The sequence below is a fragment of the Fibrobacter sp. UWH9 genome (genome assembly GCF_900129715.1).
In the GTDB taxonomy this organism is placed as follows: domain Bacteria; phylum Fibrobacterota; class Fibrobacteria; order Fibrobacterales; family Fibrobacteraceae; genus Fibrobacter.
This window is the reverse complement of sequence record NZ_FQWP01000002.1, coordinates 114,142-129,698: the sequence shown is the minus strand read 5'-3', so window position 1 is coordinate 129,698 and position 15,557 is coordinate 114,142. Positions and strand designations below refer to the sequence as shown.

At 48.9% G+C, this 15,557-nt stretch carries 13 protein-coding genes; 10 read left to right on the top strand and 3 right to left on the bottom strand.

Annotated features, from left to right (window positions below; genetic code table 11):
• Positions 1-24 precede the first annotated feature (24 nt).
• The gene (typA, locus tag BUB94_RS02330) at positions 25-1,857 is read right to left on the bottom strand and encodes a translational GTPase TypA (protein ID WP_073156465.1); all 1,833 of its coding nucleotides are present in this window, start codon (positions 1,855-1,857) and stop codon (positions 25-27) included.
• Between the two features lie 167 nt (positions 1,858-2,024).
• Here typA and BUB94_RS02325 point away from each other — a divergent pair, with 167 nt between their 5' ends.
• Entirely contained in the window at positions 2,025-2,483 is a 459-nt protein-coding gene (locus BUB94_RS02325) for a hypothetical protein (RefSeq protein ID WP_073156469.1), read from the top strand.
• A gap of 59 nt (positions 2,484-2,542) precedes the next feature.
• On the opposite strand, the gene BUB94_RS02320 is transcribed toward BUB94_RS02325, so the two are convergent.
• Both BUB94_RS02320 and BUB94_RS02315 read right to left on the bottom strand, forming a co-directional pair.
• Entirely contained in the window at positions 2,543-3,778 is a 1,236-nt protein-coding gene (locus BUB94_RS02320) for a lamin tail domain-containing protein (RefSeq protein WP_073233916.1), read from the bottom strand.
• Between the two features lie 106 nt (positions 3,779-3,884).
• Positions 3,885-4,376 (bottom strand): peptide chain release factor family protein, encoded by a 492-nt coding sequence (locus BUB94_RS02315; RefSeq protein WP_073156475.1) that lies wholly within the window; start codon positions 4,374-4,376, stop codon positions 3,885-3,887.
• Between BUB94_RS02315 and BUB94_RS02310 the strand changes: the two genes are divergently transcribed.
• The 9 genes from BUB94_RS02310 (at position 4,371) to BUB94_RS02270 (ending at position 15,554) form a co-directional block, all read left to right on the top strand.
• Positions 4,371-5,078 carry a hypothetical protein gene (locus BUB94_RS02310; RefSeq protein WP_073233913.1) on the top strand — a complete coding sequence of 236 codons (708 nt, stop codon included), beginning with the start codon at positions 4,371-4,373 and terminating at the stop codon, positions 5,076-5,078. The genes BUB94_RS02315 and BUB94_RS02310 overlap by 6 nt on opposite strands.
• Before the next feature lie 21 nt (positions 5,079-5,099).
• Positions 5,100-5,996, top strand: coding sequence for a hypothetical protein (locus BUB94_RS02305; RefSeq protein WP_139260104.1), 897 nt, complete (start codon positions 5,100-5,102; stop codon positions 5,994-5,996).
• Positions 5,997-6,019: 23 nt separating this feature from the next.
• Positions 6,020-10,105, top strand: a complete 4,086-nt coding sequence (locus BUB94_RS02300) for a C25 family cysteine peptidase (RefSeq protein WP_073233907.1) — start codon at positions 6,020-6,022, stop codon at positions 10,103-10,105.
• A 2-nt stretch (positions 10,106-10,107) separates the two neighbouring features.
• Positions 10,108-11,049 carry a hypothetical protein gene (locus tag BUB94_RS02295; RefSeq protein WP_073233904.1) on the top strand — a complete coding sequence of 314 codons (942 nt, stop codon included), beginning with the start codon at positions 10,108-10,110 and terminating at the stop codon, positions 11,047-11,049.
• A gap of 405 nt (positions 11,050-11,454) precedes the next feature.
• Complete coding sequence (locus tag BUB94_RS02290; RefSeq protein ID WP_073156489.1) at positions 11,455-11,796, top strand: P-II family nitrogen regulator; 342 nt, start codon at positions 11,455-11,457, stop codon at positions 11,794-11,796.
• Positions 11,797-11,811: 15 nt separating this feature from the next.
• Positions 11,812-13,221, top strand: a complete 1,410-nt coding sequence (locus BUB94_RS02285; protein WP_249269445.1) for an ammonium transporter — start codon at positions 11,812-11,814, stop codon at positions 13,219-13,221.
• A 259-nt stretch (positions 13,222-13,480) separates the two neighbouring features.
• Positions 13,481-14,296: a TIGR02147 family protein gene (locus tag BUB94_RS02280; RefSeq protein ID WP_073233901.1), complete on the top strand. Its 816-nt coding sequence runs from the start codon at positions 13,481-13,483 to the stop codon at positions 14,294-14,296.
• A 10-nt stretch (positions 14,297-14,306) separates the two neighbouring features.
• Positions 14,307-14,993: a hypothetical protein gene (locus BUB94_RS02275; protein ID WP_073233898.1), complete on the top strand. Its 687-nt coding sequence runs from the start codon at positions 14,307-14,309 to the stop codon at positions 14,991-14,993.
• Positions 14,994-15,008: 15 nt separating this feature from the next.
• Positions 15,009-15,554 (top strand): hypothetical protein, encoded by a 546-nt coding sequence (locus BUB94_RS02270; RefSeq protein ID WP_073233895.1) that lies wholly within the window; start codon positions 15,009-15,011, stop codon positions 15,552-15,554.
• Positions 15,555-15,557: the final 3 nt, after the last annotated feature.

Here is a 15,557-nt window from a genome sequence, read left to right as displayed (position 1 = left end):
CGCCATTGGTACCGCAAACAACGATTATTCTTCTTCTGCGGGCTTCTTGGAGAGCTGCTTTCTCTTGATGGGATCCAGCTCGGTCTTGCGGAGGCGCAGAACTTCCGGAGTGACTTCGATGCATTCGTCTTCGTTAATGAAGGTAACGCATTCTTCCAGAGTCAGACGGCGATACGGAGTCAGCTGGATCATATCATCAGCAGACTTGGAACGCATATTGGTCAGGTGCTTACCCTTGGTGACGTTCACGGTGATATCCACATCACGGTTGTGTTCGCCAACGATCATACCCGGATAAACTTCAGCGCCCGGTCCGATGATGAGGTAGCCGCGGTCTTCCAGGTTAGAAAGAGCGTAGCTAGCGGCTTCACCCGGTTCCTTAGCAATGAGCACGCCGTTGATACGAGCCGGGATTTCTCCCTTGTACGGTTCGTAGCCCTTGAAGATGGACTGGCTGATGGCGTAACCCTTGGAGAGGGACAGGAGTCTGGGACGGATACCGATAAGGCCGCGAGAAGGAACGTTGAATTCCAAGGTGACGCGATCGTTTTCATCGGTGGTCATGTTGGTCATTTCGCCCTTACGCTGCTGGATTTCCTGAATGCAGGCGCCGCTAAATTCGTTAGGTACTTCGACCTTGAATTCTTCGACCGGTTCCAGGAGCTTGCCGTTTTCGTCGTTCTTGAAAATCACCTGGGGAGAACCGATGGTGAATTCATAGAGTTCACGACGCATATTTTCCACCAGAATGGTCAGATGGAGAATGCCGCGGCCAGAAACCTTGAAGTTGGAAGCACCGTCAGCCTTTTCCACCAGGAGGGCGGGGTCAGCCATGTGTGCGCGTTCCAGACGTTCCTGGAGCTGGTTACCAGTCATGAACTTACCACCGTACTTACCTGCCAAGGGGGAGGTGTTCACGGTGAACATCATGGAGATGGTGGGCGGGTCAATGTGGATACGGGGCAGTTCCACAGGATTCTTCGGATCGGACAGGGTATCGCCGATGTCGAAGTTGTCGAAACCTGCCAGAAGAACAATGTCGCCCGGACCGGCTTCTTCAACCGGCTGGGGAGAAAGACCGTCGTAGCGGAGAACCTTCTGGAGACGGACGTTCTTGAACTTGCCGTCGACAGTGGACTGTGCAACAGTCAGACCCGGCTTGAACAGACCGTTCTGGACGCGGCCCACTGCCAAGCGACCGAGGAAGCCGGAGTATTCCAGAGAGGTAATCTGCATGAGGGGTTCGGCATTCGGATCGCCCTTGGGAGCCGGAATGCGTTCGATAATCTTGTCCATGAGGATGGAGAAATCGCCATCCGGATCTTCCATTTCTGCCTTGCAGATACCGCGACGGCCGGAACCGAACACCTTGTCGAAGTCCAGCTGTTCTTCAGTTGCGTCAAGTTCGCAGAACAGGTCGAAAACCTTGTCCAGAGCGCCATGGGGATTGCAACCGTCACGGTCGATCTTGTTCACGACGACGATAGGAATAAGGCCCATCTGGAGAGCCTTCTGGGTTACGAAACGGGTCTGGGCCATAGGACCTTCGAAAGCGTCCACCACCAAAATCACACCGTCAACGGTACCAAGAACGCGTTCCACCTGGCCACCGAAGTCGGCATGCCCCGGGGTATCCACGATGTTCACGCGGTAGCCCTTGTACATCACGTTGGTGTTCTTGGAAAGGATGGTAATGCCGCGTTCGCGTTCCAGGTTGTCGGAGTCCATCACGCGTTCGTTGACTTCTTCACCTTCGTGGAAGGTTCCGCACTGCTTGAGGAGCTGGTCCACCAGGGTAGTTTTACCATGGTCAACGTGGGCGATGATGGCGACGTTTCTGATTTTAGATTGATCCATAGGGCCTTCTTATATATAGAAAGGTTTATTTTTGGGCGCAAATTTAGAAAAATAGCACAATCATGGCAAGTTAGCTTTGAGTGTGGAACTGTGAGCATTGCGCAAAAAACACCCTTACAGGCCTCATAGCTCGTAACTCATGGCTTTTTTACTATATTTGGGCTACTATGGCAAAGAATAAAGATCTTGATAATTTTGATGACGACGAAATGGACGAGGCCGCCCTCGAAAAGTTCGAGTCCGAAGAAGAATCCTCTGCCCCGGTTGTCCGTGACTACAGCGACCGTTGCATTTTGGTGTGGGAAGAAGACGATGCTCGCCGTGAGGCCTGCCTCGAAGTGCTGACCGATCTTCTGGTTGGCGCTACGATTAAGGCTGTCAAGACTGAGGCCGAAGCCCAGGAACAGCTTGAAAACGACGACTGGGATACCTTTGTGGTTGACTTCTATACCGATGGCGTTTCTAGCAGCGAATTCATCAAGAATGCAAATAACTATCCGGGCTCTATCCTGGTAGCTATCAACATGGCTCCCCTGACTCTTGCTGAAGAACGTGAACCTGCCCGTACAGAACTGCTCCGCAGACTGTTTGACGTGGAACGCGCTAACACTCAGATTAGAGCTTAATTCGTCTAATCGGCTGCAAATTTTAAAACGACCGCTTTCTGGAGCGGCCGTTTTTTTCGTTAGAGGATTCCCGGTGTGGGTGTGGCCAGCTTCCAGGCGGTTGAATCCTGACGGTTTTTCCACTGCTCCAGGTTCAGTTGGGAGGAGGCGCCATTTTTGCCCGAGGGAACTGCGGGTACTACATTAGGGTGTAGCGAGTCTGGTTCCGAGGCGTAGTAAAGCGAATCCAGCGTAATGTCGTCGCACTTGAGGATGACGAACCCTTTGGAATTTCCCATGTCGTTCCAGCCGTCGGTCCCGATGTGGAGGGCGGGTGTATTTTGGCTGTTGGGGGTTCCCAGAACGAGGATCTCGTTAGGCGGAATCTCGCTGACGGTGAGGGGGATGAACTTGGTGGAACTGGAGCTGGTGAGCCCGATGGCGCAGTCGTCAAGAATCAGGGTGTCCAGGCTGCCGTTGTAGATTTCTACAAATTCGTATTGGGTAGTGTCCTTATTGTCGGGGGCGGCCATCACTTCGGTAATCAGGAGTTCGTTGGCCCTGGGCTTGCGGTATCCTGCTGGCAGGGGGAGTGTCAATTCCACGTTCTTTTCTGGTGCGAAGTTCACCATCAGCGAAACCTGGCTCCTGAGCGAATTTAATGTCAGATTTGGAACGGGGCTGTCTTCCGTCAAAAGGAACTTGTCTTTCAGCTTGTAGATGCCCTTTCCATCTTCGCCGAACAGTGTGATTTCCACATCGTAGTTGGCCCCCAGTTTCAACATTCCGCTCTTGAAAATACCGGCGGTTGCCGTCTGGGTCATGGGGATGGTATAACTGTCCTTGTCGGATGTAAGGGTCATGGTTCCCCGGGTAACTCCCGCACTGTTGTTCAGACCCAACGGAACCTCGATGTAGACAAAGCCTACGATGGCGTGCATCTGGATGCTCAGGTTTACGGCAGCGCCTGCAGAAAGCTTGGCTTCCAGTTCTCCCATCTGCTGCAGGTCTCCGTTGGCATAAATCTTTGCCTTGAAACTCCAGTGGTCGCTGGGAAACAGGTCCAGGCTGAAGTCGGGATTTCCTGGGGCATGAATCAAATGGAGCGTGTCCGGGCCGAGGCAGTCAAGAACAAGACTGTCTACCAGAGGGGTTTCGGTATAGGAAAACCTCAGGGAAACGCTGGTCTTTTCGACGTCAACAGACGAAAGCTGGTTGTTGGTGGAGTCTGTCCCGCAGTTCCAGAAAAATGCGGCGCAGAACAAGATGGCGGCCAAGAAACACTTGGTCGAGATGCGGTTAAGAATCGGACTCATAAAACCTCCTGTTTTGAAGTGGTCCACTTCTTAACACGAGTTTTTGATCCAGAAAATCGCCTTTGACACTGTAAAAAGATTTTTACTTTCGGAAGTCTGCGAAATCTTAAAGCTTAAGGGGCTTTTGGCCGTTTTGTTGCCTGTTCCCTTGGAGTTTTGTGGCGCAGGCTTTATCTTGCCGAAGAATTTTAACCAGGGCGCTGGGACTGAGGTTGAATGCGGCTGCTGCGGTCTTGGTATCACCCCCCTTGGCGGCCATAATATCAAATACATGAGCTACGAAAAGGGGAAATAACGCATTGGAGGTCTGGATGTGACCGTTGCTGCCGGGAAAAGGAATTTCCGGGTTTGCTGGTGTTTCTCGAACTTGCAGGGCTAGGGCCATCTGCATACGGTGCAATGCATGGATCTTATTTTCGTGAGCGCTCCTACCTTCGCAGGATTTGATTTCTAAATTGAATTCACGAAGAGTTAAAAGGACTCCTGTGTTGGTCTTGTTGCGGTGCTGGCCGCCGGGACCGCTGCCTTGATACCCCTTGAGGGTGCAGGCTCGAAGGAGTTCATCCAAGGTCATTTTTAGGTAGGTGTCGCGATGCATGTACTGAAAAATAAAATAGTTTTGGCCGCTGTTGCCGGAATTCTCATGTTTTTTGCTGGCTGTGCTGGTTCCTCTAGCTCGTTAAACGAATCTGCTGCCGTTAAGGATGCAAAGGCTCAGAATCGCGAAATTGATAAGCAGGCCGCCCTGGAAGCCATGTTCCAGAAGTTCCTTGCCGCCATTCGCGTCGATACTCCTGCAGACACCTTGCTGGAAATGCTGACCGACCCTTCGGAAAACTGGTTGGATGAACTGGAACGTCATGCCATGTCCTACACCGAGGCGGAACTGGATACCTGCCAGTTTTACGAAATTTATTCCATTCTCCTTTACCGTCTATACGAACGTGAACACCTGTGGGAAGTTTCCGAAGATCGCATGCTGTGGCTCTACCTTTCTAAGGCGGGGATGTTCCAGCGCTTTACCAGCCTGAAACTTGGACCCATGAAGGTGAAAAATGACCGCGGCAGCATTGGTCTTGCCAATAGCCCCGAGGTTCCCATTATGCTGTTTGAATGGGATGATAACGACTGGAAGTTAGACCTGGTGGAAACGGTTCCCCTGATTACCAAGGGCGTTGAAGCTACCGCCGTGAAGAAGAACTGGACTGACAAGAAATTGGCCCTGTACTGGCTGGATAGGGAATACCATCTGCAGTATAGCCGACTGGATGAATCCCTGTTCAATCCTATTGGATTCTAACGCTTTTTCGTTGGTTTTATAATGTGTAAAAGCTTTGTTCGTGTGCTTGGCCTCTGTCTGTTAGCGGTATCCTTGTGCGTATCCGCCCCGGCCTCCCAAAAATCAACTAAGACCGGCTATACTTCGGGTTCCGCAAAAATTCTTGGTGCCGTAGATTCCCGCCGACCCTTTAGTGGCGACCGTCTGTTTGCGACGCTGGATTCTGTTGGCGGTACGGGCACGTGGATGGAATGGGATGTGAACGGCGTAAAGGATCCGTCCCTGATGGAAGTGCTGAATCCTATGCTCAAGGCTGAAAATAAGCCGGAAATGGTTTGGGTACTTACGGAACGTCAACTTCCCTTGCTGGCTGTACTCCTGCAGAAAGGTGCTGGTGAAGTGCTGATGTTTTATGAACTGAAAAAGCTGGATGCAAAGCCCGAAAAATTGACAATCAATCCTGTACTTTCTAACTCCGTGGTGTTTAGAGATTATAAACAAGTTTCTGAAAATGAATTTATTCATATAGATAAGCCTAACTTGAAAATCAAGACCATGAGCAATGGATTCCGCTTTACTTATGAAAACCGCGTAGATTCTCCGCTAACCTTGGATCCGACTTATTCGACCAAGACTTTTGTGGAGAAAAAGGCGATGCTTAGGGATTATGAGGATTACTTCAAGTATGAATATTCCCTGATGCTTCGTGCTTTTGTCCAGTCTGTTCGAGGCGTGTTCAATTGGCAGCCCTGGCATTGGTATATGCAGGAATGGAATGCTAACTATAAAATGCCGTCAGAGGAACTGGATGCCATTCTCAGTAGCGGTGTGATGCCTCCTTTCTTTACGCTTTTTAAGGCCAAGACGGCTCGAGGCGAAGTGGTTGAATTTAGGACCAATGGAAACGGCTATTCCGAATTGCTGGTGACTAATCCCTAGGTGCATTTTTCTATTTTGAAAACGTGAAGTTTTCAATATCAAATTTTGTTCTTGCGGCGCTGTTGGCGGTGCCTGCATTTGCCTCGAAAGTGGTGGAGGATTCCCAAAATCGCTTTGTGATGGATGATGAAGTCGCAAATACGGCTGTGCTGGATTGCGATGGTTCCAAGGGTGGTTTTTTCCGACCGGAAAATGCCACTTATTTCGATGGAAACGGTGTTCCGTTTAGAACGTATAGCATTGCCTTGCCGACGAAGGAATTGCCTCAGGTTTTCATATCTGATGAGCGTCTGCTTGAATTGGGCAAGCCTGTCTGTGCTGATCCGGAAAGAATGGAGCCGGTGTCGTTTGGCTTTGGTCCGATTCAGATGTCTGAAGCGGTTCAGCGAGATGGCCTCTGGCTTACGGATATCCGGGTGCCTCTTTACGTGAAAAGAGGAAACTCTGTTGCACTTCGCAAGAACTTTAGACTGAACGTCAAGTTTAACGGACGGGCTGCAGGTGTGAAGCCTGGTCTGAGAGGACTTGCCCGTGCACTGAACGTGAACGGGGCTTCGCGCTTTGGCGCGAACCAGAAGGCTTTGCAGAAAAGCCTTCGCAAGTCCGCCTCTAGCGATTACTCCGACGTTGAATTTCTGGCACAGTTCTTTGTAGGCGATAAAAAGCTTGGCTCGTTCTCTGAAGATGGCCTGTATGCTGTAGAGTATAGAAGTGTTCGTGCGGCAATGGTTTCCGCTCAACGAGAAGACGATCTCGTGGGCATACCTGTAGATAAGATTTGCCTATATGGTTCGTCTCAGGATACCCTTGCGGCAATTGGTCCTGGTGCGGCGGAACGCAATCCCAATCAAATTTTTGAAATCCCCATTGAGGTTAGAGACCATTCTCCTTCTAGTTCCAAGGCTGACGGAACTTTTGGCGAGGGAGACTCCATTGTATTTGTTGGATACGGAAACGGCTTCTGGAAACGTTGTGACCGCGAAAATCCGTCGTTTAAAAACGGCGAGATGGACTACTTCCATTCCTATTCTCCCTATTCCTTTGACCAGGGATTCCTTCTTGGAAAGAAATATACGGGTAAGGGCAAGCGACTCTCGGACTTGGTTGAATCCCCTGCGGGAAAGGGCCGAGATGTGGAGTGGATGCGCTATGTACATGCCGAAGAAGATGCCTTGCTTAGGGATACTTATTACGGAAAGGACCTGAACTGGGAATCCGCTTCAGGTAAGGAATGGTTCTGGCATTGGCACTCGAGGTTTGATTCCACGCGGATTTCTGCTGCGGAGTTAAAAACGGATGAAACGTATACGTTGCCTGGCCTTGTGGAAGGCGGCAGGCAGTATGTTGCCGTAACGTACATGCCCCGCCGTTCTGTAAGTCATTCTTCTGCAGAAAAAGCAAATGACCAGAAAAAAGACATCTATATGTCTAGCCGTAGTTATGCAGAAAGAATGGATTCCATCTTTTTTGCCGTAGAGGTGAACGGAACTAGAGTCCGCCGTGAGGCGACGACTTTGATGCCGGGGGGTAACTTTAGGATCGATGGCGTCGAACTTAAGAAGACTGGCAATTCCATTGCCCTGGATATGCTCCCGGGCGGCACACAGTATGATCGTTTTAACGGATACAGTTTTGCCTACCAGTGGAAGCCTGTTGTCGATTCTGCGGAATGGCTTTTGCCGGGAAATGTTTCGGGTGTGATCAACGTTCCGGTTCCGTCTGGTACGCAGGTCATGAAGTTTAAGAATCTTCAGCCTGTCGGCTATTTGCGTTCATCCAACGGTGTTGCCAAGGATAGCGTGGCCAGCGAGGATGATGTTCGCTATCTTGCCGTTCGTTCGGATGCGTTTAGAGAGGACTTGAGGGTTGCTGGTTTTTCTAGACCCAATAGCGGTGTCCTTAAGGATTTGACTCGCCCTAATTCAAAGTTGGAGTATTTGATCATTGCTCCTCCTGACTTTATTAATGAAGCTGTTGCCTTGGCTGAGTTTAGGGCCGGCGGTTCTGCTGTAAGTTCTATTGCCACCTCTGTAGTAAATCTTGAAGACATTTACAGAACGTACACGGCAGGGCGCCTTTCTCCGGTTGCAATTAGAAACTACCTGTCTTACGTTTACTCTGTATGCCCCGATTTCCGTTATGTCCTTTTGGTCGGCTCGGGAACTTTCGATTACCGCGGCATGAACAGCCGACTGACGCCAAATCATTTCCCGACCTACCAGGATGAAGACTATGTGTCCGAGGATTTTTATGGCGTACTGGATTCGGGTGAAGTGATTCGCTTTGGACCTTATGAGCTGGATGTTGCCGTTGGGCGAATTCCTGCCCAGTCTCCGTCTGCGTTTGCCAACTATGTTCGCAAGGCGAAAGATCATGAAATGCTGAAAACGTTTGACAATTCTAGTTGGCGTTCTGTCATTTTGTTGGCTGCAGATGATGCCTGGAATAATGGCGGTGTCGATAATATCCCTCATACCACTTTTCAGGAAAATACGGCTAAAACAATCAGTGATCGTTCTGAAGAAAAGAATATTCGCTGGGATATGAAGAAAATTTACCTGGTGGATTATGAACGGGATGCTTCTGGACAGAAAAAACTCGCTGCCGAAAACTTTATCAGTATTTTGAACCAGGGAGCCCTGATTACCACGTACTATGGACATGGTTCGAAGACGGACTGGGCTGTAGAAGGTTTGATGAAGCCCAGCTATGTTAAGAAACTTTCTAATAAGGGACGATATACCATATTGGCTTCGTTCTCCTGTACGGTTGGCCGTTTTGATGAAGGAACTGTTCCGTCACTTTCAGAAGAAATGTTAATGGCTAATGGCGCAGGTTCTATTGTTTCCATTGGTGCGACTAGAGAAACTTTTGCCTCGGAGAATAAAACCTTCGGATTGAATTTCATGAGCTTTGCCTTGACCTCTGATTCCGTCCGTCGCATTGGTGATGCTTACGTAGGTTCCAAACGTTATTCCACTTTATCTGGAAACCAGCGTTATAATGAAGGACGCTATGTATTGTTAGGCGAACCGGTCATTGGTCTGCCGATTTCTGAATATAAAGTGAAACTAGATAAACCTCTGGAACAGATTAAGGCGCTTGATAAATTGACTTTGTCTGGAACTGTAGATGGTCTTGATGATGGATATATCGTGTTGAACTTGAAAGAAGGCCGTTCGTACAAAACGGTTGATTTGCAAAATTCGATGAACGAAGAATTGGAAGTGTTCTTGAATGGTCCTCTGATTTATTCTGAAGAAGTGGCTGTGAAGAATGGACGGTTCTCTACAGAATTTGTCACCCCGCGTAAAATGTCCTTTGGTGATTCCCTGGCGGAATTTACAACGTGGGCGTATTCAAAGAAATCCGCTGCTGTTGGCCGCTCCCTAATTGGACATTTGAGAATCGCAGGAATATCCAACTATGCAGATTCCTTGAAGGATACTGTTCCCCCCACAATCAAGATTCAGTCTTGTATATCGGGGGCAATGGCAACCTACTTTGTTGACGGACAAAACGTAAAGCTTCAGGCTCCTGCATGCTTGCAAGTTGAAGTGGAAGATTCTACGGCCCTCGATTTTAGGGAACAGGCTGATGAGGGAATTTCCTTTGAAGTCGAAGGTGTTCAGGATCCGTTCCATCCAAGCCCTTATCTTGAACAGAATTCCAAATATGCTAAGGTCCGTATGAACTTTAGTACGGAACAATATCCTGCGGGATCCTACTTGTTTAAAGTGAGGGCCCTGGATGTTGTTGGAAATGCTGCTACGAAAACGTTGGTGGTCGAAATTACTGACGAGATGGAGACGGGCCTGGCCGATGTTTTCAATGCTCCGAACCCCATGGGTAAAAAGGGAACGACTTTCTACTTTAAGAATTTCGCTGATTCCAGAGTAAACATTTTCATCTACAATCAGAATGGCCGTCTGGTGAAGGTCTTGAAGGATGCCGTATCGGGTGTGACCCGCTGGGATGGCCGCGATGATCGTAACCGCCTTCTTGCTAATGGGCTGTATCACTATGTGGTACGTTGCGAAGTTCCTGCGTCGGAAGGTGTGAAAAAGAAAACTTGGACTAAAAAACAGAAACTATTGATTTCGAGGTAATTATGGATTTGAGAGAAAAACCGGGTAAGATTCAGTCTTTTTTGGAGATCATGCTGCGTATACGCCTGATTTCCATTGTGGCTATCGTTGTTGCTTCCATCAGCTTTATGGCCTCCAGCTGGCAGGGCATTGCCTCCTTGCCCTTGGGAGCGTCTGAAGCGCTGGGAATGTGGATGGCCGAGGTGGAAGGTGTTGCAGGGGTCTGGGCTAATGCTCAGTATCTGAGCGTGGCTGCCATTGCCGCCGTTGTACTGTTCGCTATTTTTGGGAGCGTTCGCGGTGCGGTTGCGTCTGCCGTTTCTTTTGGCTTGGCATTTGGCGCTCTCTACATCTTGGGCGGTAACGAAAACATGCCTGTCATGATGTTTGGCGCTTTGGCGATTGTTTCGCTGGTGGCTCTTGTTGTGGTGAAGGTCCCCTTTGCCTGTGGACTTTTCCCCTTTGTCTTGGCCTGGATTTTCTGGAGCGGACTTTGTGCCGTTCTGCCAGCTAGCCTGGAACCCACCTGGCTTGTGTGGGCTGTGCTTTCTGCTCTTGGATTTGCCGGTGCGATGTCCTTGTCTGCTGTGGCGGGCAAGCATCTGTCTGCCGGTGTGCCTGCTGCGGGTGCTTTGGTAAAGGCTGCGAAGCAGATGTTTGTCCCGGTGCTTGCGGCTTCCTTGCTAGCTGTGTGCGCCGTGGCTTTTGACATGCCTGCCGCTAACGCTGTGGATGCCGCCCAGGCGTCCGATGCTGCTGCAAATGCCGCCGATGCCGCCAAGACTTCTAATTTGAATTACTGGGGCGCAGCCCTTTACTTCTTCGTTTTCAATTTGTGGTTCTTCGTTCTGCAGTTCCCCATTATGTCCTTTGCCCCTTGGGAACGCCTCCGCTCCGGAAGCCGCCGCGTAGAAATGAAGGACAAGAAGAAGGCTGCCGGCAAGAAAAACTCGAAGAAGAAATAGTCGATTCGAACATCTTTGTTTTGCGAAACTCCTCCGCATGGGGGAGTTTTTTATTTGCGGTGGTTGTCTCTGTTGGTTTACAGAAAATGAAAATTACAAAAATATGATAAATAGGATTGAGGGGGTTGAAGGTTGCCTTAGGAGGCTCTTTAATAGGAAATTTTTGTTTGAATTACAAATTGTGTAAATAATTTTATTTGGGTAATTCATAAAGTGTAAGCCTTTTGGGGGGAACGTCGGGGCGGTAAAATCTAACAGATAAAAAAAGGAAGATGCGTTCAAACCCTTATAGAATAAGGGATTGAGACGGTTTCGTCTATTTTTTGCCAACTGAAAATCTGAGTTGGCATGGTCTTTGCGTATGGGTGGCGGAAACAAAAATAAACTCAACACAAGGATGAAATCATGAAGCTCGTTACAGCTTACATTCAACCCGAAAGGCTAAATAGCGTAAAGCAGTCTCTATACGAGGCTGAAATTTTCAAGATGTCAGTCACCAATGTTCTGGGCTGCGGTCAGCAGAAGGGACACACTCAGGTGTATCGTGGCGTTGAAACCGAAGTGAACCTGCTTAAGAAGATTTGTATTCGTATCGCCGTAAACGATGAATTCGTTCAGCCCTGCATCGATGCAATCATTGCTGGCGCCCGTTCTGGTAACATCGGCGATGGCAAAATTTTTGTGACGAACCTTGAACAATGTATCCGTATCCGTACCGGTGAAACTGGCCCGGAAGCTATTGGCTAATAAGGAGGTATAAAAATGGCTGATACACTTTCTACTATCGTCGATACCGCCGCTGCTGTAGCTGATACCGTTTCTAGCGCCGCCGCTGCTGTTGTTGAATCTGTTGCCGAAGCTGCTGCTCCTGTGGCTGCCGCCGTGGAAGCCGCTGCCGCTCCCGCTGCAGAGGCTGCTCCCTCTGTAGGTGAAGCAATTTTCATGACCGAAAATATCTGGATCATGATTTCCGCAATGCTGGTGTTCATCATGGGCCTTGGCTTTGCTTGCGTTGAATCCGGTCTTTGCCGTGCAAAGAGCGCTTCCAACATCTGCTTTAAGAACGTGGCTGTTCCCGCTATCGGTATTTCCGTGTACGCATTGCTGGGCTTTGGCTTGATGTATCCGGGTGAATTTAACGGTTGGCTTGGCTTTGCAGGCTTCGGCATTGGTGACTGGATGAATCCCGCCAACTTCACTGCCGCTTATAACGGTCACTTCTCCCTGTTCACTGACTGGCTGTTCCAGGCTATGTTTGCCGCTACCGCTGCAACCATCGTTTCCGGTGCCGTTGCTGAACGTATCAAGCTTTCCTCCTTCCTGGTGTTCACCTTCTTCTACGTAGCATTCGTCTACCCGGTAGTTGGTTCCTGGGTTTGGGGTGGTGGCTGGCTCTCCAACTTCGCTGCATTCGGTGCAGAAGGCTTCCACGACCTGGCTGGTTCTGAACTGGTTCACTCCGTTGGTGGCTGGGGCGCTCTCGCTGGCGTAATCATTCTCGGACCCCGTATCGGCAAGTATGTGAACGGCAAGGCTCATGCAATTCCCGCTCACAACGTTCCGCTGGCAACTATCGGTGTGTTTATCCTGTGGTTCGGCTGGTGGGGATTCAACGGCGGTTCCGCTCTCTCCGGCAACCCCTTCGATACCTCTCTGATTCTTGTGACTACTAACTTGGCTGCTGTGGCTGGCATCATTACCGCAACTGCAACTTCCTGGATTATCGCAAAGAAGCCCGATGCCACCATGGCTCTCAACGGATGCTTGGCTGGTCTGGTTGCAATCACCGCTCCTGCTGATACCGTTTCCCCGCTCAGTGCCTGGATCATTGGTGCAATCGGTGGTGTGATCGTAGTCCTGGCTGTGTACTTCTTCGAAAAGCTCCGCTTGGACGACCCGGTTGGTGCTCTCTCCGTTCACCTGGTCAACGGTATCTGGGGTACCCTCGCAGTTGGTATCTTCGATTACACCGGCCGCTTCAACTTCTCCACCCAGCTTCTCGGTGTCGTTGCCTACGCAATCCCCTGCTTCCTCTCTGCTTGCCTGATCTTCATCGTGATCAAGAAGACTATGGGCCTCCGCGTTAGCGAAAAGGAAGAACTCCGCGGTCTCGATCTTGCAGAACACGGACAGGAATCTTATGGTGGCTTCCAGATCTTCAGCAACATGTAAGATCAGGAAAACCGCCTGGACTTTCGCGGCAAACGTCGCAATAAGTTAAAGCCATAATAAAAACAAGGACCTCGTACCGAATGGTACGGGGTTTCTTTTTCTTCTGTATCATATAAGGTAAGATTTGTTTCATATACGGAATAAAATTTTTAAATGATTGATAAAATTGGGTAAAATTAAAGAAAAACTAATATTTTGTATCATTTTCTGTTGACTTTTTGAAAAAACCTAGTTATATTGAACATGCAAGAGAGGAAATATGAAACCGATTACTGAGTATCAAGATTATCGCTGCTACATGCAGGATTTTTACGAGGAACGGAAGCGAAAGTCCGCTTTTACTTGGCGCGAGTTTTCCAGGATGGCTGATTTTTCGTCACCTTCTTATTTGAAGTTGGTGTGTGATGGTAAAACTTCTCTGAGTCGGGTGGGTGTGCCCAAGGTGGCTGCCGCTATGGGACTGGCTGGTTTTGAGTTGACCTACTTTGAAAAGATGGTTGAGTTTGGAAATGCAAAAATAGACGCCAAGAAAAAGGCTTGTTTCGAAGAGATGACTAAGATTGCCAAGGAACAGAAGGCGCGTGTCATAGACTCTGACACCTTTGCCTATTATGAATCTGCGGTCAACACCATCGTTCGCGAATTGGCTCCTCTGATGCCCGGTGCCTTGCCTCTGGAAATGGCGCGAAAGATAAAGCACACTTTTACGGCTCAGCAGGTCAGGGATTCGCTCGGTCTGTTGACGAAGGCGAATTTACTTCAGGAAACGGGTGTCAATGAATACCGTCAGACGGATCGTGTCATTTCGGGTTCTACGGAAGCGATTCCCTTGGCGTTACGTTCCCTGAATCGCGAGATGATTGATTTTGCGAGGGAAGCTATTGAAAATGTGGATCCTCGAGAAAGGAATATTTCTGGTATAACTATGGGGGTAGATGCCAAAACATTCGAACGCATCAATAAGGAGGTTGATGAATTTCGCAGACGGATTATGGCGATCGCCAGTGAATGCGAGAATATCGATCAGGTCTATCGTTTGAATTTGCAATTTTTCCCGTTGACGGAAAAAATTTAGGGAGAACAATATGAAAAAGAGAAATGGCCTTTTCGCAATTTTTTTTACGGCGATGCTATGCGCCTGCGGATCCGAAGGCGTGGCTGGTGTTGACGAACAGGGTAATTCTATTGCCGATGACCCGACTGGAGGAAATCAAAATTCCAGTTCCAGCGAAGTTATCGAAAGTTCTGGCTCCGGTATGGGGTATTCTAGCAACGATAACGGATCTTCAGATCCGGGTTTTGATCCGGGCTTTGATCCCAGCATCCCACAGGGGAACATTCATATAATTGAGTTCTCTGGAACATCTTTAGATAGCGTGTACAACTACATTCTCTTGCCCCGCGAACTTTATGATATGGCTCCTGATAATTGCGGCTTGCCGGAATGTGATTTCCGTACGGTTAAGGGAGGTACCCAATCTGGCTACTTGTCTCTTGAGGAACATGATTTTTCTTCCGAAGTTATGTGTGAAGCTGGTTTTACCTACTCCTACAGGGTGGTCAGGGAAGCCGGTGTTGTTCAAAAGATCTTGAGGACAGATGATCAGAATGTTCGGGATGTTTTTGAAAATGCCTGTGCTGCCGAAGACGGAATTCTGAAAGAAGATGTATGTAAGGTTGTGCTTACTGAAGGGGCTGCAAATAAAACACCTTATGTAGATCCTTATTGGGCGTCCTTTGCCACAGAAGTTATAAACAAATGTCACAATTAAAGTAAGGAGGAAACTATGAATTACAAAATGCTAACATGCGGCATTGCCGCCCTGGGTTTGCTTGCCTGTTCCGATAACAGCTCAAGTCCCGAGGAAGTCTCTCCTCAATATACGCCGGCAGCGGGATTGAATGAGGTTGAGTTCTCTGGAGCATCTTTAGATAGCGTGTACAACTACATTCTCTTGCCCCGCGAACTTTATGATATGGCTCCTGATAATTGCGGCTTGCCGGAATGTGATTTCCGTACGGTTAAGGGAGGTACCCAATCTGGCTACTTGTCTCTTGAGGAACATGATTTTTCTTCCGAAGTTATGTGTGAAGCTGGTTTTACCTACTCCTACAGGGTGGTCAGGGAAGCCGGTGTTGTTCAAAAGATCTTGAGGACAGATGATCAAAATGTTCGGGATGTTTTTGAAAATGCCTGTGCTGCCGAAGACGGAATTCTGGCAGAAGATGTATGTAAGGTTGTGCTTACTGAAGGGGCTGCAAATAAAACACCTTATGAAGATCCTTATTGGGCGTCCTTTGCCGCAGAAGTTATAAACAAATGTCACAATTAAAGT

Excerpts from the sequence above, each read along its gene's own strand:
- typA (WP_073156465.1), bottom strand. The coding sequence starts at position 1,857 with ATGGATCAATCTAAAATCAGAAACGTCGCCATCATCGCCCACGTTGAC.
- BUB94_RS02325 (WP_073156469.1), top strand. The coding sequence starts at position 2,025 with ATGGCAAAGAATAAAGATCTTGATAATTTTGATGACGACGAAATGGAC.
- BUB94_RS02320 (WP_073233916.1), bottom strand. The coding sequence starts at position 3,778 with ATGAGTCCGATTCTTAACCGCATCTCGACCAAGTGTTTCTTGGCCGCC.
- BUB94_RS02310 (WP_073233913.1), top strand. The coding sequence starts at position 4,371 with ATGCATGTACTGAAAAATAAAATAGTTTTGGCCGCTGTTGCCGGAATT.
- BUB94_RS02315 (WP_073156475.1), bottom strand. The coding sequence starts at position 4,376 with ATGCATCGCGACACCTACCTAAAAATGACCTTGGATGAACTCCTTCGA.
- BUB94_RS02305 (WP_139260104.1), top strand. The coding sequence starts at position 5,100 with ATGTGTAAAAGCTTTGTTCGTGTGCTTGGCCTCTGTCTGTTAGCGGTA.
- BUB94_RS02295 (WP_073233904.1), top strand. The coding sequence starts at position 10,108 with ATGGATTTGAGAGAAAAACCGGGTAAGATTCAGTCTTTTTTGGAGATC.
- BUB94_RS02290 (WP_073156489.1), top strand. The coding sequence starts at position 11,455 with ATGAAGCTCGTTACAGCTTACATTCAACCCGAAAGGCTAAATAGCGTA.
- BUB94_RS02285 (WP_249269445.1), top strand. The coding sequence starts at position 11,812 with ATGGCTGATACACTTTCTACTATCGTCGATACCGCCGCTGCTGTAGCT.
- BUB94_RS02280 (WP_073233901.1), top strand. The coding sequence starts at position 13,481 with ATGAAACCGATTACTGAGTATCAAGATTATCGCTGCTACATGCAGGAT.
- BUB94_RS02275 (WP_073233898.1), top strand. The coding sequence starts at position 14,307 with ATGAAAAAGAGAAATGGCCTTTTCGCAATTTTTTTTACGGCGATGCTA.
- BUB94_RS02270 (WP_073233895.1), top strand. The coding sequence starts at position 15,009 with ATGAATTACAAAATGCTAACATGCGGCATTGCCGCCCTGGGTTTGCTT.